Origin of the sequence: Micromonospora sp. NPDC000316, assembly GCF_042898885.1 — a bacterium.
Lineage (GTDB): Bacteria > Actinomycetota > Actinomycetes > Mycobacteriales > Micromonosporaceae > Micromonospora.
Window position 1 is genome coordinate 919,291 of sequence record NZ_JBIAZG010000001.1, and the last position, 24,031, is coordinate 943,321.

The 24,031-nt window shown below is 69.5% G+C and carries 24 protein-coding genes; 10 read left to right on the forward strand and 14 right to left on the reverse strand.

From position 1 onward, the window contains the following. Positions 1–31: 31 nt before the first annotated feature. The 6 genes from ACFY2Q_RS04360 to ACFY2Q_RS04385 form a co-directional block, all read right to left on the reverse strand. Positions 32–1,360 (reverse strand): hypothetical protein, encoded by a 1,329-nt coding sequence (locus ACFY2Q_RS04360; protein WP_387127460.1) that lies wholly within the window; start codon positions 1,358–1,360, stop codon positions 32–34. Further along, complete coding sequence (locus ACFY2Q_RS04365) at positions 1,357–2,484, reverse strand: potassium transporter TrkA (protein ID WP_387127462.1); 1,128 nt, start codon at positions 2,482–2,484, stop codon at positions 1,357–1,359. The genes ACFY2Q_RS04360 and ACFY2Q_RS04365 overlap by 4 nt, the downstream gene beginning before the upstream one ends. A gap of 37 nt (positions 2,485–2,521) precedes the next feature. Then, positions 2,522–3,736, reverse strand: coding sequence for a hypothetical protein (locus ACFY2Q_RS04370; protein WP_387127464.1), 1,215 nt, complete (start codon positions 3,734–3,736; stop codon positions 2,522–2,524). After that, entirely contained in the window at positions 3,733–5,085 is a 1,353-nt protein-coding gene (locus tag ACFY2Q_RS04375) for a DUF6002 family protein (RefSeq protein WP_387127466.1), read from the reverse strand. The genes ACFY2Q_RS04370 and ACFY2Q_RS04375 overlap by 4 nt, the downstream gene beginning before the upstream one ends. 69 nt (positions 5,086–5,154) lie before the next feature. After that, entirely contained in the window at positions 5,155–5,574 is a 420-nt protein-coding gene (gene panD, locus ACFY2Q_RS04380; RefSeq protein WP_387127468.1) for an aspartate 1-decarboxylase, read from the reverse strand. A 28-nt stretch (positions 5,575–5,602) separates the two neighbouring features. Then, positions 5,603–6,406 (reverse strand): TauD/TfdA family dioxygenase, encoded by an 804-nt coding sequence (locus ACFY2Q_RS04385; protein WP_387127470.1) that lies wholly within the window; start codon positions 6,404–6,406, stop codon positions 5,603–5,605. Between the two features lie 584 nt (positions 6,407–6,990). Here ACFY2Q_RS04385 and ACFY2Q_RS04390 point away from each other — a divergent pair. Beyond that, positions 6,991–7,722, forward strand: coding sequence for a maleylpyruvate isomerase family mycothiol-dependent enzyme (locus tag ACFY2Q_RS04390; protein ID WP_387127472.1), 732 nt, complete (start codon positions 6,991–6,993; stop codon positions 7,720–7,722). 72 nt (positions 7,723–7,794) lie between these two features. Here the strand turns inward: ACFY2Q_RS04390 and ACFY2Q_RS04395 are convergent, their stop codons facing one another. Then, a complete protein-coding gene (locus ACFY2Q_RS04395; RefSeq protein WP_387127474.1) occupies positions 7,795–8,652 on the reverse strand; it encodes a helix-turn-helix domain-containing protein in 858 nt (285 codons plus the stop codon). A gap of 164 nt (positions 8,653–8,816) precedes the next feature. On the opposite strand from ACFY2Q_RS04395, the gene ACFY2Q_RS04400 reads away from it, so the two are divergent. From ACFY2Q_RS04400 to ACFY2Q_RS04415, 4 genes are all read left to right on the forward strand, one after another. Next, positions 8,817–9,836: an aldo/keto reductase gene (locus ACFY2Q_RS04400; protein WP_387127476.1), complete on the forward strand. Its 1,020-nt coding sequence runs from the start codon at positions 8,817–8,819 to the stop codon at positions 9,834–9,836. 191 nt (positions 9,837–10,027) lie between these two features. Then, positions 10,028–10,336, forward strand: a complete 309-nt coding sequence (locus ACFY2Q_RS04405) for a GNAT family N-acetyltransferase (RefSeq protein WP_387127478.1) — start codon at positions 10,028–10,030, stop codon at positions 10,334–10,336. A 119-nt stretch (positions 10,337–10,455) separates the two neighbouring features. Then, a complete protein-coding gene (locus tag ACFY2Q_RS04410; protein WP_387127480.1) occupies positions 10,456–11,019 on the forward strand; it encodes a DUF3592 domain-containing protein in 564 nt (187 codons plus the stop codon). A gap of 195 nt (positions 11,020–11,214) precedes the next feature. Continuing rightward, the gene (locus ACFY2Q_RS04415; protein ID WP_387127481.1) at positions 11,215–12,270 is read left to right on the forward strand and encodes an arabinan endo-1,5-alpha-L-arabinosidase; all 1,056 of its coding nucleotides are present in this window, start codon (positions 11,215–11,217) and stop codon (positions 12,268–12,270) included. A gap of 53 nt (positions 12,271–12,323) precedes the next feature. Here ACFY2Q_RS04415 and ACFY2Q_RS04420 read toward each other — a convergent pair whose 3' ends face one another. Further along, positions 12,324–13,004, reverse strand: a complete 681-nt coding sequence (locus ACFY2Q_RS04420; RefSeq protein WP_387127483.1) for a hypothetical protein — start codon at positions 13,002–13,004, stop codon at positions 12,324–12,326. Between the two features lie 20 nt (positions 13,005–13,024). Between ACFY2Q_RS04420 and ACFY2Q_RS04425 the strand changes: the two genes are divergently transcribed. From ACFY2Q_RS04425 to ACFY2Q_RS04440, 4 genes are all read left to right on the forward strand, one after another. Continuing rightward, the gene (locus ACFY2Q_RS04425) at positions 13,025–14,395 is read left to right on the forward strand and encodes a HupE/UreJ family protein (protein WP_387127485.1); all 1,371 of its coding nucleotides are present in this window, start codon (positions 13,025–13,027) and stop codon (positions 14,393–14,395) included. 143 nt (positions 14,396–14,538) lie between these two features. After that, complete coding sequence (locus ACFY2Q_RS04430) at positions 14,539–16,518, forward strand: fibronectin type III domain-containing protein (protein ID WP_387127487.1); 1,980 nt, start codon at positions 14,539–14,541, stop codon at positions 16,516–16,518. Between the two features lie 141 nt (positions 16,519–16,659). Then, entirely contained in the window at positions 16,660–17,688 is a 1,029-nt protein-coding gene (locus ACFY2Q_RS04435; protein WP_387127489.1) for a WxL protein peptidoglycan domain-containing protein, read from the forward strand. Positions 17,689–17,792: 104 nt separating this feature from the next. Further along, complete coding sequence (locus tag ACFY2Q_RS04440; protein ID WP_387127491.1) at positions 17,793–18,764, forward strand: zinc-binding alcohol dehydrogenase family protein; 972 nt, start codon at positions 17,793–17,795, stop codon at positions 18,762–18,764. A 4-nt stretch (positions 18,765–18,768) separates the two neighbouring features. Here the strand turns inward: ACFY2Q_RS04440 and ACFY2Q_RS04445 are convergent, their stop codons facing one another. From ACFY2Q_RS04445 to ACFY2Q_RS04470, 6 genes are all read right to left on the reverse strand, one after another. Beyond that, entirely contained in the window at positions 18,769–19,359 is a 591-nt protein-coding gene (locus ACFY2Q_RS04445; RefSeq protein ID WP_387127493.1) for an HAD family hydrolase, read from the reverse strand. Between the two features lie 35 nt (positions 19,360–19,394). Next, entirely contained in the window at positions 19,395–20,651 is a 1,257-nt protein-coding gene (locus ACFY2Q_RS04450; RefSeq protein WP_387127495.1) for an RNA polymerase sigma factor, read from the reverse strand. Between the two features lie 2 nt (positions 20,652–20,653). Then, entirely contained in the window at positions 20,654–20,992 is a 339-nt protein-coding gene (locus tag ACFY2Q_RS04455) for a YciI family protein (RefSeq protein WP_387127612.1), read from the reverse strand. Positions 20,993–21,111: 119 nt separating this feature from the next. Further along, positions 21,112–22,170: a tryptophan--tRNA ligase gene (gene trpS, locus ACFY2Q_RS04460; protein WP_387127497.1), complete on the reverse strand. Its 1,059-nt coding sequence runs from the start codon at positions 22,168–22,170 to the stop codon at positions 21,112–21,114. 88 nt (positions 22,171–22,258) lie between these two features. After that, complete coding sequence (locus ACFY2Q_RS04465) at positions 22,259–22,435, reverse strand: hypothetical protein (RefSeq protein ID WP_387127499.1); 177 nt, start codon at positions 22,433–22,435, stop codon at positions 22,259–22,261. A gap of 4 nt (positions 22,436–22,439) precedes the next feature. Beyond that, positions 22,440–22,910 carry a PRC-barrel domain-containing protein gene (locus ACFY2Q_RS04470; RefSeq protein WP_387127501.1) on the reverse strand — a complete coding sequence of 157 codons (471 nt, stop codon included), beginning with the start codon at positions 22,908–22,910 and terminating at the stop codon, positions 22,440–22,442. A 161-nt stretch (positions 22,911–23,071) separates the two neighbouring features. Between ACFY2Q_RS04470 and ACFY2Q_RS04475 the strand changes: the two genes are divergently transcribed. Next, positions 23,072–23,326 (forward strand): SCO4848 family membrane protein, encoded by a 255-nt coding sequence (locus ACFY2Q_RS04475; protein ID WP_387127504.1) that lies wholly within the window; start codon positions 23,072–23,074, stop codon positions 23,324–23,326. Positions 23,327–24,031: the final 705 nt, after the last annotated feature.

Sequence of the window (24,031 nt, forward strand, 5' to 3'; positions counted from 1 at the left end):
GTCTCCTGGATCTGCGGTAGGAAGGCCAGAGTCAGCCGGCCAGGACGACGTTCTCCAGCGCGCCGAAGCCGTCGCGACTCACGACACCGGCGCTGCCGTCGACGAAGAAGCGCGCCCAGACACCGGCCGGTCGGCCGGCGACGAGGATCGGGCTCAGGATCGGGGCGACCGGGCGGACCTCGGTCTCGGTGTCCGACAAGCTGATCTCAAGCCGCGTCCGGCCAGGCTCGACGTACCGCTGGATGATGCTGTCTCGCTCGCGGACCGCGCGTTCCAGCGCGGCCCGCCATGCGGCGGCGTCGGTATCACGGCCGAGCAGGACCTGGAGGCCTTTCATGCCGACAGCCTCTTTCAGCACGAAGCCGTCGCGGTCGCGCTCGGCGAGGTCGAGCAGAGGCACCTCGCGGCCCTGCCACCACACCTGCCGATCCTCGACCAGCCGGGTCCAGGGCAGATACCGGGCGACCGCCCGCCGTTCGGCGGCGCTCATCCACGGCTGCCCCTCCGATACGAGTGCCAGCACCTTCTTGTTGTTCAGCAGTCGGGCACTCTGCGTGGGCAGCAGCAGGCAGCCGGCCTTCATCGCCGCGCGCACCGGTTCGGCGTCGATACCCGCCTCGCGCCACTCCGCGGTCGTGAACTGCCGCAGGCCCACGGCGAAGGGAAGCCGATCTCCGGTCACCCCGGAGAGCTGCTCGGGTTCGAAGAAGTCCGCAGCGAAGCCATGCCGGTGCAGGTGACGCAGTTGCACGTCGAAGTAGCGGCTTGTGGCTGCCCGGGGCAGGTCACGGAGGCTCCCCACAAGCCCGACCCGGGGCGGCAGGCCGTGCTGGAGGCAGACGTCCTGGAACATCTGGGCCCGGGCGTCCAACGGATCGCCGCCGCGCAGTGGAAACGCGCCCTGCCGCTCGAAGATCTCCCGCCAGGCCCGGTGCCACAGATGGGCCTCGACGATGCCCCCGGCCGCACCGCTTGTGTTGAACTCCAACAGCTGTGGGCCAGCTTCGCCGATGACGACGTCGGCCCGAACGTTGCAGGCGGCGAACTCCTCCTCCAGCGCCTCGTCGTCGAGGAACATGGGGTGGTGGCCGGGATCCATCCCGAGCGCCGCGAGACGTCCCGGAACGTCCGGCGCCAACGCGAGCACGGTACGCCGGACCAGGTCCAGGAGCAGTCGGGCCGAACGGGTCAACTCCCCGTAGGAGTCGTCGGGAACTGTGAACGGTGCGACGGGGACCAGCTCCGAGGAGAGCGCCCCGGTGTCGCGCAGGTGGTCCCGGACCAGGTTGCGGATTCGGGCGGTGCTCGTCGCGGGGGGCCGGCGGTACGGGGTGGACCCGTACCAGGGGTGAGCTGTCATGGCTGCTCCTGTTCGCTCAGGATGTGGGGCCGATCCGGTTCGAGCTGGCGTAACTCGTCGCGCAGCCGGCCCAGATCCGCCCGGAACTCGGCCAGCCGGTCCGGTGGCACGTTCTGTGGTGCGTCCGGCCACCAGCGGCGCAGGTGCTTGATGGCCTCATCCGTGAAGGAGAAGCTGCCGGTGGCCGAGACCGTGACGCCGTCGAGGGCGCTCACCCGCTCGTTCCACGCGGCGGTGCTGGCCGGAGACGTGCCGGGTGGCAGGCGCAGGGCGAGCGACGAGCCGGTGACGGCCACCGGGTAGCCACCCGGCAGCCCACAGGGTCCGGGCAGGTGCCCGACGTGGCACTCGTCGTCGAGAATCGCCTGGACCAGTGGGCCGGCCGTCCACGCGCTCACCTCGTTGACAAGCGGCCGGGGCAGCCGCCGCACCGGCTCCAGCAGTTCGGACACCCCGTCGAGCGGGCGGTCGTCGAGCCAGGCGACCGCCTCCGCATCGGGTTCGGCGGGGCGGTGCAGATGGGTGTGGTGGGCGAAGAGCTTCAGCCGCGTGGGGTCCGCGAGCCCGAGTTGTTCCTGCACCGCCAATGCCAGCGCTCCGACGTTGCCCAGGCCGCAGAACACCGGCAGTTGCCACGCCCGCAGCAGGGGATTCACCGCGTCGGGGAAACAGGCGTTGATCAGTAACGGCTTGTCGCTGACGTCGGCGTAGTCGGCTGCCACCCGCTGCACCACGCTTGTCTGCAACGGCAGCGTGACGCCGAAGCCCGCCTCCCGCAGCAGGGCGCTCCACGCGGTCCGCGTCGTGCGCGCCTCGGCAGGTGACTGTGCCGAGGCGCAGACCAGCACCAGGCGAGGAGCCAGTCGCCGCAGCGTGGGCCGCAGATCGTCACCCGGCCCCAGGCTGCTTGTCACCGCCTGGAACCGCACCGGTCGTTCGGCCATGGTGGCGTGGACGCTGGCGGCCAGGCAGATGTCCTCGGTCGCCCCGGTGCTGCGGCCGATGACGTGCACGACGGCCGGGTGACGCAGCGTCCGCGCCAGGCTGCGACACACCCCGCTTGCGAACGCCCCGGTGCCGACCACGACCACGCTGTTCGCGCTGGCCGGCCGGAGGGGTGCCACCGGCGGTCCCGCGGGGCGGGACAGGCCGGCGGGGCTCTCAACCAACAATGCCTCCCCGGTCGTGCGCCGCCTCCAGTCCCACCCCGGCCCGCTGGCCGACGCCTATCGCCTCTGCCGGCTGGCCGGAGTGAACGGGCAGGCCCGCCAGGAACTCGTCGAGGTGGCGGTGCTGTTCCTCGATCCCGGGGAGAGCGCAGCTCACCGAGGTGCGCGGCGGCCGGGTCTCGTCGTGGAACCACACCGCCCGCATCCGGCCGTCGTCGTCGATCTCCAGCACCGGGACCGCCGCCAGGAGATCCCGTACCGCCGGGGTGTCCCGGCGTACGTGCCACCACAGCCGCTTGTCCCGCTGATGGTTGGGCGGCAGCACGATCCGGGGGTGGAACTTCCGCTTCCACTGGAAGATGCCCTTGCCGAGGAAAGCCTCCGTGCCGTGAAAGTCCAGGTGGCGGACGTCGTTGTCGGCGCACCACTCCAGCAGGAGGTGGTACGCGGCCTTGAAGGCACCGGACTCGTAGTGCTCCGCCGCCCCGTCGAGCACGCCAAGCAGCCGGGTGGTCAGGGTGCGGCTGGCCGCGTCCCACCGGCAGAGAGCGCCGGCCACCGGGGACCCGTCCTGCTCCACGAAGAAGACGAAGCCCTGCCGGAACACCCCGGCGTACGCGACCTCGGGGCGTTCGGTGCGGGCGTGCTCACCGTGTCGGCTTCGCATGGTCGGGTGGTGCATCCGCCTGTAGAAGAACCAGTAGTCGGCGGATTCATGGCTGATCCGGGAGGTCCACCCGAGGCGGCGCCGGTTGCGGTTGAACTCCCACCGCTCGCGCTTGGAGATCCGCCGCCGGACGTCGTCGGAGTCGCCGTCCACGTCGACGACGAGATGCACCCGCAGTGGCAGCACGACCGACGCCGCCTGGGGTAGCCGTTGGGCAACGGATGCCCGGCAGCCGAGCGCCACCACGTCGGCGTCGAGCCGGGACGGGTCGAGGGCGACCCGGCGGGGCACGGTGTGCCGGGAGGCGACCACCGCTGGCCCGAGAACCGGCCGGGCCAACTGCTCCAGCAGGGGCACCACGTTGGTGAACCCCTCGGTGGCACCCGCGTACAGCAGGCTCGTCCCGCTGTCCGGAAAGGTGATGCGCTGCGCCGGCCACACTGGCCGGTTCTCCCGGTCCCAGACTCGGTGCCCCGCCAGCACCGCCGGATGGCGGCTGTTCTGCCAGGCGTAGGCGAGCCTCTGCCGGGCCCCGGTCACGGCCGCGCCTCCACGGCCGCCTCGACCACCTGGGCAAGGTCGGCGGGCGTCGCCACGGGCGACAGCCGGTGTGGGGCCAGCGGTTCGAAGTCTCCGCTCGTGTAGTAGCCGGATCCGTGGACGATCACCTCGGGCTGCTTGAGCAGGCCCCTGTCGATCGCGTTGACGACCCCGGTAAGAGCCATGACCAGTGACCACTCCCGCAGCTGCCGCGGGTCCGCCGGCAGTTCGATCCCGGCGGTGCCGAGCAGGACCCGCACCTCGGCGTACCGCTGGAGGCACTCGTGCAACGAGACGACGATCCCACCCCCGCCCTGCCGGGCGATGATGCCGCTCATGTCGTCGGCAGTGACCGGACGGTGGGTGTAGAACGTGGTGTCGAGCTTCTCCAACGGGTCGAATGTGGTGCTCGGAAACGTCGGGTCGCTGTCCTGCCGGTACAGGCCGGTGGCCTGGTCCAACTCGTAGGTCGGCCGGTCCGCGTCGTCCACCCGGTTGTGGTGGAGGTGCAGCACCATGTCCGGTGTGCCGAGGTGCTGCACCAGGAAGTACCCCGCCTCGGGCCCGCCGGACAACTCGGTGCCGAGATGGTGACCGAGCAGACCGAAGGCACTGGACACGGAGTGCGCGTGCACCCGCTCGGTGCCGGGCTGCGGAGGCAGGAAGTCCTCCTCGAAGAAGGCCCGCACCGCGTCGGCCGCCTGGTAGTTGGTCAACGCCAGGGTGTACCAGACACGGACGCCTTGGTCGGCGAGGCGCCTGCCGTGTGCAGTGACGAACTCCTGCGCCAACTGCTTGACCTCGGCGGACTCCGAGCCGCCGTAGACGGCCACCGGGTTGCGCGCCGCCAGCGCACGGTCACGGTCGAGGTCGCAGGTCCAGAGCTTGTGCCGCGACTCGGCCGGTACGACAGTGACGATCTGGATCTGGTCGGAGGTGACAAGCCCGCTCTCGATCGCCCGCAGCACCGCGTCCCGCAGCGCTGTGGCCTTGTTGCCCGACGACGGGGTCAGGATGAGGATCCGCTCCCCGGTCTCCTGGATGTGGCGGACGGCGCGTGCCACGATCAGCAGCGACGCGAAGGTCTTCGTGGTGCGGGTACGTGGATTTCCCATCAGGTCCAGCAGTCGCAACCGCTGGTCGCCGTACTCGCCCAGTTCGCGCAGCGAGATGACGGACGGGCTGAGGAAGTCGCGCATCCGATCGTCGAACGGCGGCAACTCATAGCCGGGATCGAACCCGTCGTTGCTGGCGCCGGCCTGTCCCACGGTGCGCAGCGCTGCCGCGACCTGCGGGTAGTAGTGGCTGAGTGCGTTGGGCAGGGTCTGCTGTGTGAGGGTCTGCGTCATCTGATGCCCCGGCATTCGATAGCGGCGTGGCCTGGATGGTTGTCGGAGGAGACTGGTGTCGCCGGCGGGTCACCGGGCGGCGACAAGATCACCGCGGACGGTCCCCGAGCCGGGCACCGGCTCGGCGGGATCCGTCCCGGTCTGCAGCACCCGGTTGTCCTGGTCCACGAAGACCACCCGCGGCTGGTTGTGCGCGAGTTCTGCTTCGGAGTACGTGCCGTAGGCGATGATGATCACGAGGTCGCCGGGGGCGATGAGTCGCGCCGCCGCGCCGTTGATGCCGACCACGCCGCTACCGGGCGGGCCTTCGATGACGTACGTCGACAGCCGGTTGCCGTTGTTGATGTCCACGATGTCGACTCGCTCGCCGGGCAGCAGATCGGCGGCCGCCATCAGGTCCCGGCAGAGGGTCAGCGAACCCACATAGTGCAGGTCGGCCTGCGTGACGGTGGCGCGGTGAATCTTCGACTTCAGCATCGTGCGCTGCATAGGGGTCCCTCCGGTGGTTCGAACGCGGTCATACGGCGGCTTGGGCGGGCTCGTTCCGGTGGTTGAGATCGGTCACGGGCTCGACGGGCTGACGGTGCGCGATCTGGATCCGGCGCAGGTGTCGGTTACGGTCGTTGAATGCGGTGCGGGAATGCAGCATCCGCCAGTTGTCCCAGACCAGCATGTCGTTGCGGTCGTACCTGATGACGATGTGATGCTCCGCGAAATGCTCGCGGACCTTTTTCTGGACGGCCGTTGCCGGATCGTCCTCGTCCCGCACCAGATTGTTGCAGGAGAAACGGACGATGAGGCCGTCCGGGTGATTCTCCAGAACCGGATGCTGAGTGTGCAGATCGAGTCCGAGGCGCTTGATTCCGTCCGTTGTCTTCCACTGGTACGTGCGGGTGGTGAGCAGTTGCCGCGTCTTTTCGTCAAGCGTCCGCATGAAGGCGTGGGCGTCCATGAGGGTCGTTTCGCCTCCCTCGCCCTCGCAGGGGGTGACGCACCAGAGGGCGATGTACCGCGGCGGCACGATCTGGAAGTCGTACCCCTCGGTGTGCGGCAACAGGGGACGGGTGTTGCCCGCGTGGTAGACGTCATCCATGCCGGGCTCGGGGCGGACGTCACCCACCACTGCCCCGTTGTAGTTGGGGATGAAGCCACCGATCCGCCGGCAGAAGGCGACCTGGTCGAAGTCGTCCGGGACGTTGCACATGTAGACGTAGCCATGGGTGGCCATCAGGTCGTCGAACGTGCTGTGCAGCAGCTTCTCCGGCAGGTTGTTGCCGTTGAAGTCGGTGCACGACAGGATGCTCAACGGTGAATTACCCATATCCGTGTCCCTCCTTGCTGGGTAGTTGCCAGCCAGATCCGGCGACGAAGTGGTGCGAGGATCGCTGACGCTGACATTGACGTGTCTCAACTCCTTTCTAGCCCTGACCGAGAACCTTCGCAACCCGACTGCTCGCAGAATATTTGGCGATGAAACGGCCTGCCCGCAGGCAGGAATATGTGGTGGTCGACGTCGTCGACCACTGTGTTCACCAGCGGTGCAGGAAGGGCCGCATATTGCTGATTCGGTGCGGGTGCCGCGATTGGCGCGACAGCCGGACAGCGCACCGCCGGAAAGAATCCGGCGCGGGCGGGCGGCCTACGTCCGACGGGGTCGGACTGTCAGCATCATTGGGGCGGGTGCGTGCCGGTTCGGACAGTCATGCGTGGCGGCCTGAGGTAGGCATCGATCTCCATGAAGATTGTGAGTACCCCACTGATGGTTGCTAAACCGGTAACTTTGGGTGATGCGCTGGAGGGTTGGATCGAGCCTCCGACCACGGCGTCGGTCGATAGTCAGCTACGAGGGGTGAGTGGCGCGTGGCTCACCGCGCCGTGCCGGGGAAAGCTGGGTACGGTGACATCGTGTCCACGCCCGTCTTCGCGGATTCCCTCACCAACCTCCTGTCGTGCATCACCGAGGCCGCCAACCGGGTCCTGGCGACCGTCGACCAGTTGGGTGACGACGCGCTGCGCGGCCCGTCCCGACTGCCGGGCTGGAGCCGCGCGCACGTGCTGGCCCACCTCAGCCGGGGAGCGGATTCCCGGGTGCGGCTCCTGGAAGCGGCCCGAACCGGCGGGGCGATCCGCCAGTATCCGGACGAGGCCGCCCGGGATCGGGAGATCGAGCAGTGGGCGCGCCGCAGCCGCTCGGAGCTCGTGGCGGACTTCCGGCGCGCTGACGAGCGACTGCGTGCCGCCATCGCGGACCATCCGGCCGACCGCTGGGGGCGGACCGTCTGTTGGCTCGGCGAGGAGGAGCGCAGCGTCGACGACGTGGTGCCCAGCCGGCTTCAGGAGCTGGAGGTCCATCACGTCGACCTCGACGCCGGATACGGCCCACCGGACTGGCCGGATTGGTTCGTCCGGGCCGAGCTGGCAAATGTCGTCGCCGATCTGCGGGATCGACCGGAGGTCTCCGACCTCCGGCTGGTCGTCCGGGGGGAGGACGTGACCCACCGGCTCGGCGCGCGGCCGGCCAGAACGGTCCAGGGTGAGGCAGGTGTGCTCCTGGCGTGGCTGATCGGGCGCGGTGACGGCACCGGTCTCACCGTCGAACCGGCGGGCACCCTGCCACACCTACCCGACTGGAAGTAGGAGCAGACCTGCCGGCCTATCGAGGCTCGTGCGCCGCAGGGCCGGTCCGCCGGTCGGGACTGCGCTCGGCGATCACGTATCCGTTGCGGCACCCGTCAGTGCTTGGACGCCGACGACGTCCAGCAGCCGCAGCCGCCCGGCGGTCTCGCTGCCCTCCGCCGCGCTGAAGACCATGATCCGCAGGTCGGTGCCGAGCGCCGCGAGGATGTCGCAGTCGAGGGTGAGCTCGCCGACGCTCGCGTGCCGGACCGTCTTGGTAAGGGTTTCGTGCACACCCACCACGCCGGAATCCCACAGCGCCACGAAGTCACTGCTCCGGGTACGGAGCTCATCGGTCAGTGCGGCCAGTCCGGCGTCCTTCGGGTAGCGGGCCGACGCCGCCCGCAGGTCGGACACGAAGGCCGCGCGGTGACCCGTCTTCCGGCTCACCGCCTCGGGGTATCCGGCGGGCGGTGCGACGAAGGACCACCACACCGCATTCCTGGCGAAGCCGCGTGACGGTGGCGGGTCACCGAACAGTGCCGCCCACAACGGATTCCACGTGATGAGGTTCCAGGCGGCGTCGTACACACTCAGCGGTGTGCCGGTCAGTCGATCGAGCAGACGCTGGACGCCTGCCGGCACATGATCGGAAACCTGCCCGGTGCTCGGCACCGCCTGACCGGCGAGCACGAAGAGGTGCTCACGCTCCGCCGTCGTCAGCCGCAATGCCCGGGCTAACGCGGACAGCACCTGCGGGGACGGATTCGTCGACCTGCCCTGTTCGAGCCGCACGATGTAGTCGACGGACAAGCCGGCGAGCAGGGCGAGCTCCTCACGCCGCAGGCCTGGCGCGCGCCGGCCTCCGTCGTTCGGCAGGCCGACCTCGGCCGGTTTCGTGCGATCCCGCCAGGCGTGCAACGCCCTACCGAGATCCGTGGCTCCGGTCATCTCCCGAGTGTCGCCGATCGGCCGCGTTCCGTCGTGGTACTGCGGGTCCACCGGCTGCGGCGGGTACTGGTCGATGCCCGCAGGTCCGTGGACGGTGGATGTACCGGTCGACGCCGGTGGCCGGCGGGGACCCACCCGCCGCTCTGCGCCGAAGGAGCACGTTCGTGAAGTACCGCAACCTCGGGCGGACCGGGATCAAGGTCAGCCCCTACGGCCTCGGCACGCTGATGTTCGCCAGCCAGATGGGCAACGACCCGGACGAGTCGGTCCGGATCATCCACAAGGCGATCGACGCCGGGATCAACCTCATCGACACCGCCGACCGCTACGCCGACTCGGAGGACATCGTCGGACGAGCCCTGAAGGGCCGCCGCGACGAGGTGGTCCTGGCCACAAAGGTCGGCCTGCCCATGGGCGAGGGCCCCAACCAGAAGGGCGCCTCGCGCCGCTGGATCACCACCGCCGTCGAGAAGTCCCTGCGCCGGCTCGGCACCGACCACATCGACGTCTACCAGCTCCAACGGCCCGACCCGGATACCGACCTGGAGGAGACCCTTTCCGTCCTGACCGACCTCGTCAGGGCCGGCAAGGTGCGCGCCATCGGCTCGTCGACCACGCCCGCCTCGATGATCGTCCGGGCCCAGTGGGTAGCCGAACGCGCCGGGCTGCAGCGGTTCCGCACCGAGCAGCCGCCGTACTCGATCCTGAACCGTGGCATCGAACGGGAGGTCCTGCCGCTCGCGCAGGAGTACGGCATGGGCGTCATGGTGTGGGGCCCGTTCGGCCAGGGCCTGCTGACCGGCCGGGTGCGCAAGGGCGGCGACAACGACCTCAAGCGCGCCCAGTTCTCCCGTCACCTGTCCGACGAGCGCCGTATCGACGTCGTCGAACAACTCGCCCCGCTCGCGAAGGAGGCCGGCCTGCCCATGACCCACCTGGCCATGTCCTTCGCCATCGCCCACCCGGGCGTCAGCGCCGCGCTCCTCGGCCCGCGCACCATGGAACACCTCGACGACCTTCTGGCCGGGGCCGACGTCGAGCTGTCCGACGACCTCCTCGACCGGATCGACGAGATCGTCTCGCCGGGCACCGACGTCACCGCGCTCGACCAGGAATACCGGCCCCCGGCCCTGCTCGAGACCGCTCTCCGGCGTCGTCCCGCCGGGCTCCGGTCGGCGGCCTGAGCCCCAGGGCCCGGCGGCAGTGTGCCCGGGGACGTGGTCCGGTCCCTGGCACACCGGGGGGAGGCGCACGCGCGGGATTCCGGGAACAACCCGCACTTGCGCATCCGGAAGTGCCCTCTGGGTCAGTGGCTAAGGTTTTCGTGCAGTACGTCGCCGAGGGCTGCCCGGTAGCCACCACGTATGGAGGAAGCATGACACTGCGAGTGAACGACGTTCCCGAAGCGAATCGGTACGAGGCCCGGTTCGAGGGAGAGTCCAAGGTCGCGGGTGTCGCGCAGTACATCCGCACGGCGGAACTCGTGGCGTTCGTGCACACCGAGGTTTCGCCGGAGTACGAGGGCAAGGGAGTCGGGGCGGCACTTGCCCGCACCGCTCTCGACGCGGCACGCGAGGCGAACCTGCGGGTCCTGGCCACCTGCCCGTTCATCGCGGGGTGGATCGACCGACACCCCGAGTACCAGGACCTGGTGTACCAGTCCCGCAGCAGGGTCAGCGACTGAACGGTGGTATGCGCAGGCGTCCGAGCGGATAGCCAGCTCGGGCTACCTCCGCGCCCTCTGAGGGCGAGCCAACCGTGCCCATCGACCAGATTGTTGCTTGATCGCGCCATGATGATCGCGTGATCAAGCCGCGACGCTCGCCGGTCTGGGTGACCCTCGGATGCGTGTTGCTGGTCGTGGCCGGCGGTGCGCTGTTGTGGCTGCCGATCCATACCCAACTCGCGCTCGACGACTGGATGGCCGAGTTGAGGGCCACGGGTGTTCCGGCGCGGGCGCTTGTCTACGACCGGGTGACGGAGGCCGGCGGCAATCGGGAGAGTTCGTCGACCACGATGTTTGTCCGGTACGAGTTGTCGGGCCGGACGTACGAGCAGGAGGTCGGCTGCTTCGAGGTGTGCCGGCCACCCGGTCACGAGATGTCGATCTGGGTGAACCCGGCCGACCCGGAGGACTTCGTCACGGACTTCGATCAGCTCAGCGGGCACCGCGGCCGTGCGCAGGGGGTGCTTGGCGCGGTCGGGTTCGGGATCCTGGTGCTGGCGATTCCTCTGCTGCTGTCCCGCATTCCGTTCGGGCGGCTGTTTCCTCGTCGAGACACCCCGCCGCGTCGGTCTGCGGCCCCGGCCTTGGATGGTGGCAGGTTCACCGGCGCTTCCAAGCACAAACGGCGCAGCCGGCGGTGACGATCCGCAGGCTCGGTCCGACGTGAACACCTTGACGCACATCGATGTTATCGAGAACATCAATGGACCTCGGCCAGTAACGAGGCGGTCATCCCCCGGCACCAGGGTTGCACCGGCCCCTCGTTCGTAGGCCGGTCGGCCACCTGTCGATGCGGCGGTCCACGGCGTCGACCCAGCCCTATCCGAAGGACTGCCATGATGTCGTCCGCTCTCGCCGTACCTCGGTCCCGCATCCGACTCACCGCGCTGCTGGCCTCGATCGTGGTCGTCGCGGTCGGCGGCGTGGCCCTGACCACGCGCCCGTCGGACGCGGCGCCGCGCGGCGCCGTGCTGCCGCTGGCCGCCGCGACCCCCACGGTCCCGCCGGCCGCCTACCCCAACCCCGGACTGGTGACCGGCAACGTCGGTGTGCACGATCCGACGATCGTGCGCCGGCCCAACGGCGGCTACCTGGTGGCGCACACCGGCGACAACATCGCCTTGAAGACCTCCACCGATCGGATCGCGTTCCGCAACGCGGGCAACGCCTTCCCGGGCGGTGCGCCGTGGACCACTGCCTACACCGGCGGCAGCCGCAACCTGTGGGCGCCCGACCTCACCTACCGTGGTGGTCGGTACTGGATGTACTACTCGGCCTCCACCTTCGGCTCGAACCGGTCGGCGATCTTCCTGGCGACCAGCACCACGGGCGAATCCGGCAGCTGGACCAACCAGGGCCTGGTGATCGAGACCCGCACCTCGGACAACTTCAACGCCATCGACCCGAACCTGTTCGTCGACTCCGACGGCCGGTGGTGGCTGAGCTTCGGCTCGTTCTGGTCAGGTATCAAGCTGATCGCGCTCAACCCGGCGACCGGCAAGCGCGCCGACAGCACGATCCACAGCATCGCCGGCCGTGGTGGCGGCGCGATCGAGGCGCCGGTGATCGTCAAGCGCGGCTCCTACTACTACCAGTGGGTGTCCTTCGACCGCTGCTGCCAGGGCGCGTCCAGCACGTACCGGGTCATGGTCGGCCGGTCGACAAGCGTCACCGGCCCGTATGTCGACCGCAACGGCACCGCGATGAATGCCGGCGGCGGCACCCAGGTGCTGGCCGGCCACGGCAGTGTCCACGGCCCCGGTCACCAGGCCGTCATGGCGGACAGCGACGCCGACGTGCTCGTCTACCACTACTACGCCAACAACGGCACGTCCCTGCTCGGCATCAATCTCATCGGCTACGACTCGGCCGGCTGGCCGTTCGCCTACTGACCTGACCGAGCGGGTCCGGACGGTCGACATGAGCCTGCCGGCGGGCTCCAGCGTCACCCGCGCGGCGGCTGATCCAGCCAGACGACGATCCCGGTCAGGTCGTTGAGGACGGCGGCGACGCCCGCCCGGATGGCGGCGGCACACCGCTCGGCCGTGAACGAGCCCGCGTCGTACGTCGAGGACATCCCGAGCCCTTCGCCACGGAACGACGCGCCGGACCAGTCGACAGCCGTGACGTTGTGGGTGGGCTCGGCCAGTTCCGCGCCCACCACGAGGAACTTCTCGTCGAGGTGGTTGGGAGTGACCATCGCGAGGGCGTCGATGAGGTCGTTGCCAGCGGTGACGATGAGGTCCGGGCCCATCTCCATGGCCTTGACGATGCTCGGAACGGCGTCCTTCGCGGTGCCGACCGTGATCGTCCGAAGGGCGACATCCTCGTCGTCGGCCCAGTCCTTGACCGCCGCGACGAGGGACGTGGTCGGCTTGTCGTCACCAGCGGTAAGCAGGACGACCCGGTAGTCCTTCGGCGGGTGAACGCCGGCCCACGAGCCGGGCTGCGGCGTGATGGTCGCCTCCGGAGCGGGCTTCGTGGAGGGGTCGACGAACCCTGGGCCCAGTGTGCCGATGGCGCTGGGCGCGGGGTGTGGCTGTGACCAGTCGTCGCCTGCGTTGCAGGCGGTGACCAGCGCGGCGGTCGCGGCCAGCATGGCGACGGCCCGAAGCGGGGGGCGCACGGCGGTCGTCCTTTCACGTGGTGGCGGGAAGTGCTTCGTATTCCTATCTCAATTCCGCCTGCCGGCAATCCGTTGGTGGTCGTTCGGGGACTTTGTTATCCGGCGGTTCGTCGGTGCGCGGGCTGCCGTTCACCCGGGACATGCAACGTGCACTGGCCAACCGAGGGAGTCGCATGTTAGGGCACGTCCGCCGTACCGTTATCGTCATCGCTGTCGGGATCATCGCGGCGGTGATCCCTTTTTTGGGGACCGGCCCGGCGTCCGCGCACGGCTTTTCGTCGACTGTGTACGCGAAGATCGCGGCCGGAGACGAGGGTCACATTCGCACGGCGGTCGACCTCGAATATGACCTCCTCATCGTGTCCGCAGCCGATGCCGATGGCGACGATCCGCTCTTCCAGGCGGGAACCGCCGCGTTCGAAGCGGGTGACACAGGCGCCCAGGCCGCAGCCCTACGGAGTCACGCGTCGACGGTCCTCACGTATGTCTCCGACCGCCTCTCGGTGACCTCACGCGGTGCGGCCTGCCGGCCGAGCCAGGTGGGCGACGCGACGATCGGCGAGCGCGAGGGCGTGCCGTACGCGAATCTGGTGCTGGACTGGACCTGCACCGAGCTGGCCGACGAGCACGAGGTGCGCAGCGGGCTCTTCCCCGACGGCGAGGGCTACGTCAAGGGCACCAAGACGATCGTCACCTACGAGATCGACGGCCGCTCGGGCAGTGCGGCCCTCGACGCCGCCAACCCCTCCTTCTCGACAGCGCAGGCGTGGTACGAGCGGTTCGGGGAGTTCTTCCTGCTCGGTGCCGAGCATCTGCTGTCCGGCATCGATCACATCCTGTTCCTGCTGGCGCTCATCGCCGGGTCGCGACGGCTGCGGGAGATCGTGCTCGCGGCCACGAGTTTTACCCTGGCGCACTCGGTGACGTTCATGCTGGCGGCCCTCGGTCTGGTGGAGGTGCCGGGGGCGATCGTGGAGCCGGTCATCGCACTGTCGATCGCCGTCGTCGCCGGCTGGCACCTGTGGGGAATCTGGCGGCGCGGTGGTCACGCGACCGACCTGGACGCGGCCGGACGCGGCCACTTCAGCCTGGACCGTTCCGGCTGGATCCGGCTCGGCGTGGTGTTCTGCTTCGGCCTCGTGCACGGGCTGGGCTTCGCGGGCGCGCTGGGCATCGACGAGGCGTGGTCGTGGACCCTGCTGTGGTCCCTGCTGGTGTTCAACATCGGCATCGAGGTCGTTCAGTTGGGGATTATCGCTGTCGTCTTCCCGCTGCTGCTCCTGCTGCGTCGCCGTGCGCCGAAAGCCGGCCTCTGGGCGACCGGCGCTGTTTCAGCGGGTGTGTCCATTATGGGCTTGGTCTGGTTTGTGCAGCGCCTTTCTGGATCATGAGTAGGGCTAAGTAGTTCGCGAAGTGCAGCCATTCGCAAGATCACGTTCATGGTCGGTTCATCGGGCAACGAAAGCTTGGATTTGCTTGCCCACTGTCGGGCAAAGAACAATCCATCCCTCTATTTGAAAAGGGAACAATGTCGATGACATTGAGCACCTCGACACGGGCCTCCGGGCTCGTGCGGCGGCGCCTGGTCGCCGGGGTCGTAGCCGGATTCCTCGGGATGGGCGCGGCCCTTGGTAGCGGCCTGATGGCCGGTGCCAGCGCGGCCGAGTCCACCACGATCAGCAGCGTGATCCTCGGCGTCGGCGCCAACGAGACCCAGCGCATCGTGACCTGGTACTCCTCCGCCGACACGGCGCAGAAGATCCAGCTCGCCCCGACCGCCGAGATCGTCAACGGCGAGTTCCCGGCCAGCGCCGTCAGCTTCGACGCCGTTGGTGCGGCGAACACCTCCACCACCGGCTTCAACAGGCACGCCACGATCAGCAACCTGCGCGAGAACACGGCGTACTCGTACCGGGTCGGCTCCGAGGGCAACTGGTCCCCGGCGTACGCCTTCAAGACACAGGACTTCGAGGGCGACTACGACTTCCTGTTCCTCGGCGACCCCCAGATCGGCTCCTCCGGCGACCGGCTGAAGGACCAGGCCGGCTGGGAGGACACCCTGAAGGTCGCCACCGCGGCCAACCCGAACGCCGAGCTGCTGGTCTCCGGCGGTGACCACGTCGAGTCCGCGAACGACGAGGGCCAGTGGACCTCGTTCATGGCGCCCGACCAGCTGCGGCAGTACCCGGTCGTCGCCACCATCGGCAACCACGACGTCGGCGGGAAGTCCTACGAGCAGCACCACTTCACCCCGAACACCGACCGCACGGCCCCGTACTACGACAACGGGAATCCGGCGGGCACCAAGTCCGGTGGCGACTACTGGTTCGTCTACAAGGACGTGCTGTTCATCGACATCAACAGCAACAGCTACAAGCTGCCGACCGACGGCAGCAACGCCGGTGACGCCGCGCACGTCTCGTACATCACCGACGTGGTCAACAAGCACGGCTCCGAGGCCAAGTGGAAGGTGCTCGTCTACCACCACTCCATCTACTCGCCGGCCAGCCACGCGACCGACACCGACAACAAGCAGCGGCGGGAGGACTTCACCACCGCGTTCTCGAACCTCGGCATCGACATGGTGCTGCAGGGTCACGACCACAGCTACTCGCGCAGCTACTCCATCAAGAACGGCCAGAAGGAGAACCCGGCCGAGAAGCCGGGTGCTGCCGACGTGTTCCCCGGCCCGGGTGGCGTCATCTACGTGACTGCCAACTCGGCCTCCGGCTCGAAGTATTACGACATCAAGAAGCCGGACAACACCGGCACCGGCATCCGCGGCAACGGTCCGGACCCGCTGGACCCGGGCAAGTACTGGTACAACTCGGTGCAGAACCAGGAGCACGTCCGCAGCTACGTCAAGGTGCAGGTGCGCGGCGACAAGCTGGTCCTGGCGAACATCCGCAGTGGCACCTGCGCGGCGCCGAACGCGGCCGTCGAGGCCGGCGTCTCCTGCGTCAACACCCCGGATGGTCAGCCGGTCGGCTCGATCGTCGACAACGTGACAGTGCACCCGTACAACGGTGACGGCCAGTCCATCCAGGTCAACGTGCCGAACCCGGCTCCGGGCGAGTTCGGCTGGACGATCGACGGCTACAACGGCCTGGTCGACCTCGGTGTCGCGCAGGAGCGCGACGGCACCTACTTCGAGGCCAACGGCAAGATCAACCCGATTCTCGTGTCGGACAGCCGCCGCTCGCTCGCCCCGTGGTCGATCTCGGCGAACGTGGGTGACTTCCAGGACGGCGACAAGAAGTTCTCCGGCTCGTACCTGGGCTGGACCCCGTACGTGCTCGACGCCGGTGCCGGCGCCGAGGCCGGTGCTCCGGTCCTGTCGTCCTTCGACGACCAGGGCAAGGGCCTCTCGGTCTCCAGCGGCCTCGGTGCTGCCGCTCAGGGTCACCCCCGGGGCGGCGCCAAGCTCGGCGCTGACCTGGACCTGAAGATCCCGGACAGCGTCGCGAAGGGCAGCTACCGCGCCACCCTCACGATCACTGCGCTGAGCAGCTGACCGGACCCGTGTGAGCCGGTGGGGTAGGCGCCCTCGCGGGCGCTTACCCCGCCGCTCGTTCCCACCACCGACCCGCCTGAGGACCCCGAGATGTCAACGACCGCAACGCGCCGGAAAGCCACCGTCGTCGCCCTCCTTCGTATGACCGTCCTGTCCCTGCTCGCCGCCGTCGCGACCGTCGGCGTCGTCGCCGGCCCCGCCGTGGCAGCGGACGGTGACGTTGCCTGGACGGTGCGGACGGCCTCCAACAGTTACGGCGCCGCCCGGTCCAGCTACAGCTACAACGTCAACCCCGGCGGGGTCGTCGAGGACGCCATGGTCGTGGCCAACCGCGGCCCGGCGGCACTGAACCTCTCCGTGTACGCGGCCGACGGCTTCACTACCGGCGCGGGCCAGCTCGACCTGCTGACCAGGGACAAGAAGTCCGTCGCGATCGGTGCCTGGGCGCACGCGGGCTCCGACAGCGTCGTGATCCAACCCGGCAAGACCGCCCAGGTCCCGTTCCGGATCAGCGTGCCCGACAACGCCACGCCCGGTGACTATGTCGGCGGCATCCTCACCGCGCTGACCCAGGCCAACCAGGCCGAGGGCATCAACGTGGATCGGCGCCTCGGTATCCGGATCAAGCTGCGGGTCGGCGGTGAACTCGCGCCGACACTCGCGATCGAGGACTTCCACGTCCGCTACGACGGCACGCTCAACCCGTTCGGCAAGGGCGACGCCACCGTCTCGTACCGGATCCACAACACCGGCAACGCGGCCCTGTCCGGCCAGCAGGACGTGTCGGTCTCGGGCCCGTTCGGCATGCTGCGCGTCCGGGCCGACAAGATCGCCGCGCCACCGGAGCTGCTTCCCGGTGAGAGCTGGGACGTGACGGTGCCCCTGCACGGCGTGACGCCCGCGGTCCGGCTCGCGTCGACAGCGACCCTCACACCCCTGCTCACCGACGCGTCCGGCTCCACCACCTCGCTCAAGCCCGTCCAGGCCACGGCACACGGCTGGGCACTGCCCTGGATGCTGACGCTGGCACTTGTCGCTCTGATCGCCGTACTCGTGGGTGCCCTTCTGTACCGGCGGCGCAGCCGGTCGCAGCGCAGGACGCGGGAGGACGCCCGGGTGCGGGACGCCGTCGCGCAGGCGCTGCGCGGCCAGGGAGCGCAGACGGCCTGACACCCGGCCGCCCCTTGCGGGTGAACGGTGCCCGAGCCCAGGGCCGGCGCCGCCGCGCAGCCGGCATGCTGCGACGGTGACGCCGGCCCGGAGGGGGATTCCACATGGTTGACGGGGATGTGCCCGAGCGGATGCAGGTCGCGGCCTTCGACGCGTTCGGCGGGCCAGAGGTGATCACCCTCCGGACGATGCCCGTGCCCGAGGTCGCCGCCGACGAGGTGCTGATCAAGGTGTGGAGCGCCGGCGTGGGGGTGTGGGACGCGTACGAGCGGGAGGGTGTGCTGGTGCCCGAGGGCACCGAGTTCCCGATCGTGCCCGGCTCCGACGGCGCCGGAACCGTCGTCGCGATCGGCAGCAAGGTCACCAACGTCGCGCCCGGTGACCTCGTCTACGTCTCCGCCACCACCCGGCCCAAGGGCGGCTTCTACGCCGAGTACGCGGTGACGAAGGCCGAGTACGCGGCGAAGGTGCCCGACGGTGTGCCGGCGGAGCACGCCGCCGCCATGTCCACCGACGCGCTCACCGCACTGGCCGGCCTGGACACACTCGGCCTGCCGTCTGGCGCCTGGTTGCTGATCTTCGGGGCGAGCGGAGGTCAGGGCCACCTGGCCGTGCAGTTGGCGAAACGGCAGGGGCTCAACGTGATCGCCGTGGCGTCCGGGCCGGACGGGGTGGCGTTGGTGACCCGGCTCGGCGCCGACGTGTCAATCGACGGCCACGGCGACACCGCCCAGGTGCTCGAACGGATCCGGGACGCGGCACCGGACGGGGTGGCAGGCATCCTCGCCATGGCCGGCGGCGACACGCTGGACCGGCTCACCGAGGCGCTGACCGACGGTGGCGTGGTCGCGTACGCCCACGGTGTGCGGCCGGAGCCGAGCGAACGGCCAGGCGTCCAGGTCCGGGCGTACGACGGCGAGGCCAATCCACGCCAGTTGCAGCGCCTCAACGAACTGATCGAGGCGGGGCCGTTCGTGGTGCACGTCGCCGAGAAGTTTCCGCTGGGCAAGGTGGTCGCGGCGCACCGACGGTTGCAGACCTCCTACGCGGGCAAGCTGCTGCTGACCATCGCCTGAGACCTCAACTGGTGCGTTGCTGCGGCACGCGTACCGACGCCATGCCGGCCGCCGTCGCGGCCTGGATGCCCAGGTCGGTGTCCTCGAAGACCAGGCAGGATCCCGGGGGTACGCGGAGCTGCTCCGCCGCGAGCAGGAACGCCTCCGGGTCCGGCTTGGCCCGCGTGTAGTCGTCGGCGCAGACCAGCACGTCGAAGCGGTCCAGCAGGCCGAGCGTGTCGAGGGACGCGGTGACCGACGCCCGGGTGCTGCCGGAGACGACGGCGAACGGGACCCGCCGGTGCGCGTCGTGGATGTGCGCCAGCACCTCGGGTACGGCGGCGAGCTGCGGCAGCAACTCCTCGTAGTAGCTCTCCCGGCGCTCGACGACCGTCGCCACCGGCATGTTCAGGCCCTGCTGCTCGTTGAGGGTGACGACGATGTCGGCGGTCGGCCGGCCACCCCACGCGTAGAACAGGTCCTCGGGGAACTCGCAGCCCCACTCGTCGAGGGCACGCCGCCAGGCCACGTAGTGCAGCGGCATCGAGTCGACGATTGTGCCGTCGCAGTCGAACAGGTACGCGGCGAACTCGCCGGGAGGCAGAGGCAGACTCACCGGGGAAGGGTACTGCGCGGGCTGGCGGGCCAGCCTCAGTCGGCCGTGACGGACGCCAGCCGGCGGAGCAGATGCGCCCGCTCCGGCTCGGTGCCGACAAGCGTCAACGCGCTGCGGTACGCCGCTGCGGCCTCGCCGTTGCGGCCGAGCCGACGCAGCAGGTCGGCGCGGGTCGCCGGATACAGGTGGTAGCCGCGCAGCCGAGGGTCGTCGGCCAACTCGTCAAGCAGCGCGAGCCCCGCCTCCGGCCCGTCCCGCATCGCCACCGCGGCGGCCCGGTTGAGCGCCACGACCGGCGAGGGGATCAGCCCGAGCAGCACGTCGTAGAGCGCCACCACCTGCGGCCAGTCGGTGCCGGCCACGTCCGGAGCCTCGTCGTGCAGCGCGGCGATCGCGGCCTGCACGCCGTACGGCCCCGGTGGCCCGCCGGTAAGCGCGACAAGCACCAACGCCCGCCCCTCGTCGATCATCGCTTGGTCCCAGCGGGCGCGGTCCTGGTCGTCGAGGAGGACCGGCTCACCCTCCGGCCCGGTACGCGCGGCACGTCGGGCGTCGGTGAGCAGCATCAATGCCAGCAGCCCCGCGACCTCCCGCTCGCCGGGCAGCAGCCGGCGCAGGATCCGGGCCAGCCGGATGGCCTCCTCGGCGAGGTCGGTCCGTTGCAGATCCGGGCCGGAGCTCGCCGCGTACCCCTCGGTGAAGACCGAGTAGACGGCCTGGAGCACCGTGGGCAGCCGTTCGGGCAGCTCGTCGGTGCCGGGCACCCGGAACGGGATGCGCGCGTCGCGGATCTTCCGCTTGCTCCGGACGAGCCGCTGGGCCATGGTCGCCGGCGGCACCAGGTAGGCCCGCGCGACCTCGGCGGTGGTGAGGCCGGCGAGAAATCGCAGGGTGAGTGCCCCTCGATCCTGAGCGGGTAGGGCCGGATGTGCGCAGGTGAAGAAGAGCGCCAGCCGGTCGTCGGGCAGGTCGCGGCCCGCGTCGGCGGGTGGGGCGGGATCGGCCCGCTCGGCCTCCGCCTGGAGCACGGCGAGCCGGGTCGCCAGGACCCGGTCACGGCGCAGCCGGTCCACGGCACGGCGGCGGGCCGTGGTGAGCAGCCAGGCGCTGGGCCGGCTCGGCACACCATCGGTCGGCCAGTGCACGAGCGCCGCCTCGATGGCCTCGGAGGCGACCTCCTCGGCCAGGTCGAGGTCGCCGAACCGGTGCACGAGCGAGGCGAGCAGCCGTCCGCGTTCCTCCCGGAACACCGCCTCCACTGACGAACCGACGGCTGCCTCCTCGCCCCGCACCGTCAGACCCCGACCTCGAAGACCGGACGGACCTGCACCGACCCGCTCCCGGTGGCGCCGGGGCTGCGCGCCGCCCACTCCAGCGCGGCGTCGAGATCGGGAACGTCGATGATGTCGTACCCGCCGAGCACCTCGCGGGTCTCGGCGAACGGCCCGTCGGTGATCGTGCGTTCACCGGCCGGGCCGACCCGCACGCTCGTGCAGGTCGTCAGATCCTGCAACGGGTGTCCCGAGACCCAGACCCCGGCATCCTTCAACTCCCGGTCATAGCGCATCCAGTCCTCGACTGTGCACCCGTTGTCGGCCTCCGCGGCGTTCGCGGGGCCCATGAACAGCAGCATGTACTTCACGTTCGGCTCCTCTCGGCACGGCGGGTCGCCGCACAGCATGATGACGAACGAGGCCCAGGGATATCGACACGGCGGCCGGAAAACTTTGCGCCTACTCCGGCCCAACAGTCTCAGGTGGGGGCGTCCGTCCGCCGCCGGCTCCGCTCGGCCCGCCGCCGCACCTGCTGATACGCGCCGGTCAACCCCATCGCCCGGCGTACCTCAGCCAGAGTCTGCCGCACCACCTGCCGGGTCCGTTCCGTGCCCTCGACGATCAGCCGGTCGACAAGCCCACGGTCCGCCTCGATCTCCGCGCGGCGCTCCCGGATCGGCTCCAGGAACCGCTCCAACGCGTCGACCAGCCGTTCCTTGACCTCCACGTCACCCACCTGCCCGGCCCGGTACCGCCGGGCCAGGTCCGCGACCTCGTCGCGGTCCGAGTTGAAAACCTCGTGGTACGCGAAGACGGGGTTTCCCTCCACCGTCCCCGGTACGTCCGCCCGTACCCGGTTCGGATCCGTGTACATCCCGCGCACCTTCCGGCGAACGGTGGCCCTGTCGTCGGAAAGGGCGATCGTGTTGCCCCGGCTCTTGCTCATCTTCGCCGCGCCGTCGGTGCCCACCAGGCTCGGCGTGTCCGCCTGGATCAGCTCGGGCACCGGGAAGACCGGCCCGTACAGATGGTTGAACCGCCGGGCGATCTCCCGGGTCACCTCGACGTGCGCGGCGTTGTCCCTGCCGACCGGGACCACCTCGCCCTTCACGCAGAGGATGTCAGCGGCCTGGAGCACCGGATAACCCAGCAGCCCGTACGGCATCTCCTCCTTGCCGGCGTCGCGGGCCATGTCCTTCAGCGACGGCACCCGTTCCAGGCGCGGCACGGTCACCAGGTTCTGTAGGAGGGTGTTGAGGTCGCCCACCTCCGGGATGGCCGACTGGAGGTAGAAGGTTGCCCGGTCCGGGTCGACGCCTGCGGCGAGGATGTCGGTCACCATCTCCCGGGCGTTGCCGGAGACCTGGTCGATGTCCTCGCGACGGTTGCGGGTGGTGAGCATGTGCAGGTCGGCGATGATGAAGAAGCTCTCGTACCGCTTGTGCAGCCGCACCCGATTGGCGATGCTGCCGACGTAGTGGCCAAGGTGCAGGCGACCGGTGGGCCGGTCGCCTGTGAGCATGCGTGCGATGGACATGGAGATGTGCCTTTCGTGCGGAAGGTGGGTCACGCGTGGGCGCGCGTCGAGCGGGGCGAGATCGCCCCGCTCGGTCAGCGGGATCGGCTCAGCGAGCCGTCCGCCATCGCGCGCCGGCGCGGTACCGCAGACCACCGGCACGGAGGACATCGAGGATTCGCTCACGGCCATCGCCGGAGCTGGTCGGGAACGCGGGCACCACACCGAGCGGGAGGCCGTCGACCATGTCGACCGCCTCGGCTGCGAAGGTGCCCGTCCGGACCACGGCCTCAGATTACTCGCGGTGCAGAGCCGGGAGGGGGAAGGTAGCGGTCGGAGTAGTAGTTGCCGACGCGTTCCCGGTAGTCCGGGTCAACCGGGTCCGACTCGAACGGCGGCGCGTCCTTGATCTCCTGCCGGGTCCGGTCGACGTGCACGACGCGTTCCTGGTGGTCCACCTGGGCCACCGTGCCGGCCGGCAACAGCACCTTCTGACCGAAGATCCACGGCCCGGTGTCCACCACCAGGTATCCGGCATCCGCCTCGTCGCTCGCCTCGTCGATGGTGCCGATGCGCCCGTCACTCGCCTGCACCTGATATCCCACCAGGTCCACAGGCGTGCCGGGGCCTGGCGCGTCCGGGCCGTCGTGCTCACCATCCTGCCGCTGCGGCGGCGCGACCGAGGGGGTGGTCTGGTCATACCCGCCGGCGAGGGCGGACGGGTCGCGCCAGGCCCAGGGATTGAAGATCGAGGGTTGCATGAGGGCACCTCCGGGTGGACGGTCCACAGGCTGTCCTGTCTCGCAGTGCCCACCGGACTGTCGTCGGAAACGGACGCGCTGTCACCGGTGGGCGCGTCGTCGCCGCTGGCTCGCGTCCGCGATCAGCCTCGTGAGCAGGCCCGCTGGCATACTCGACTGCCATGGTGTTGTCGCGAGGATGGGCCGTCTTCCTGGTCGGGGTCGGGATCTGGACCTGGGTGATCTGGCCGAGGTTCGCGGTCGCCATCTGGCAGGACCCGCGTTCCTGGGTGTCCGGGACGGTTGCCGACGGCGCCGCCACCAGCTTTCTCTGGGTGCACGCACTGTTGATCGCGGCGTCCCTCGTCATCGGGACCACCGTGGGTGTCCTGGGCATCCGGGCCTGGTTCGCGGCTCGCCGGCGACAGTCGTCCTGACCTGCTGGGCCCGCCGCACCCGGAACTGGGAGGGCGTCGCAGCTGGCCAACACCAGGTCAGCGGTACGGGGGTAGCGCCGCCTGCGGCCTTCAAGATCGGCGAGCGGGAATGGGTCTTCTGTGTGGGGCCGCGAGTGTGACGCGGGACGCTACCCGCGGATTTGACGATCAAACCCGCGGACGCGTAACTTTCTCTCTGCCAGCGCGGAACGGGGCAAACGGGATGAAAGTCCTGGAGCACCGAAACGAACTGGCAGCCGGGTCAAACAGGGGTTCGCTCCTGCGAGACACGGTCCGGGCGGGGCTCACCGGATCAGCCGCGAGGCGGATTTGGTGCAGCGAAGCCGACCGGGTAAGGTTCAGCCCCGGCAGGGCACCGGGCAGCCCGCAGGAGACTGCGGCGGCCGGCCTGCCAAATCCGACGACCTGACGCAGCGGTTCGCTGCTGCGTGAGTGCGCCGGGACCAACCCGTACCAAGCACGACAGACCGGGACACACGGTTTGACACGGCGCGGACGGTGAGGTAACGTAGTAAAAGTGCCCGGCGCGAGAGCGGCGGGGACGCGAACGAAAAGCCCCGCGATGGGGTCCCGGGTTGGGGCTTTCTGGTCGGTGTGTGGTTGTTCTTTGAGAACTCAACAGGGTGCTTTGTAAAGCCAGTGCCAATTATGATTTATACCCCGGACTGGTCAGTTTTTGCTGGC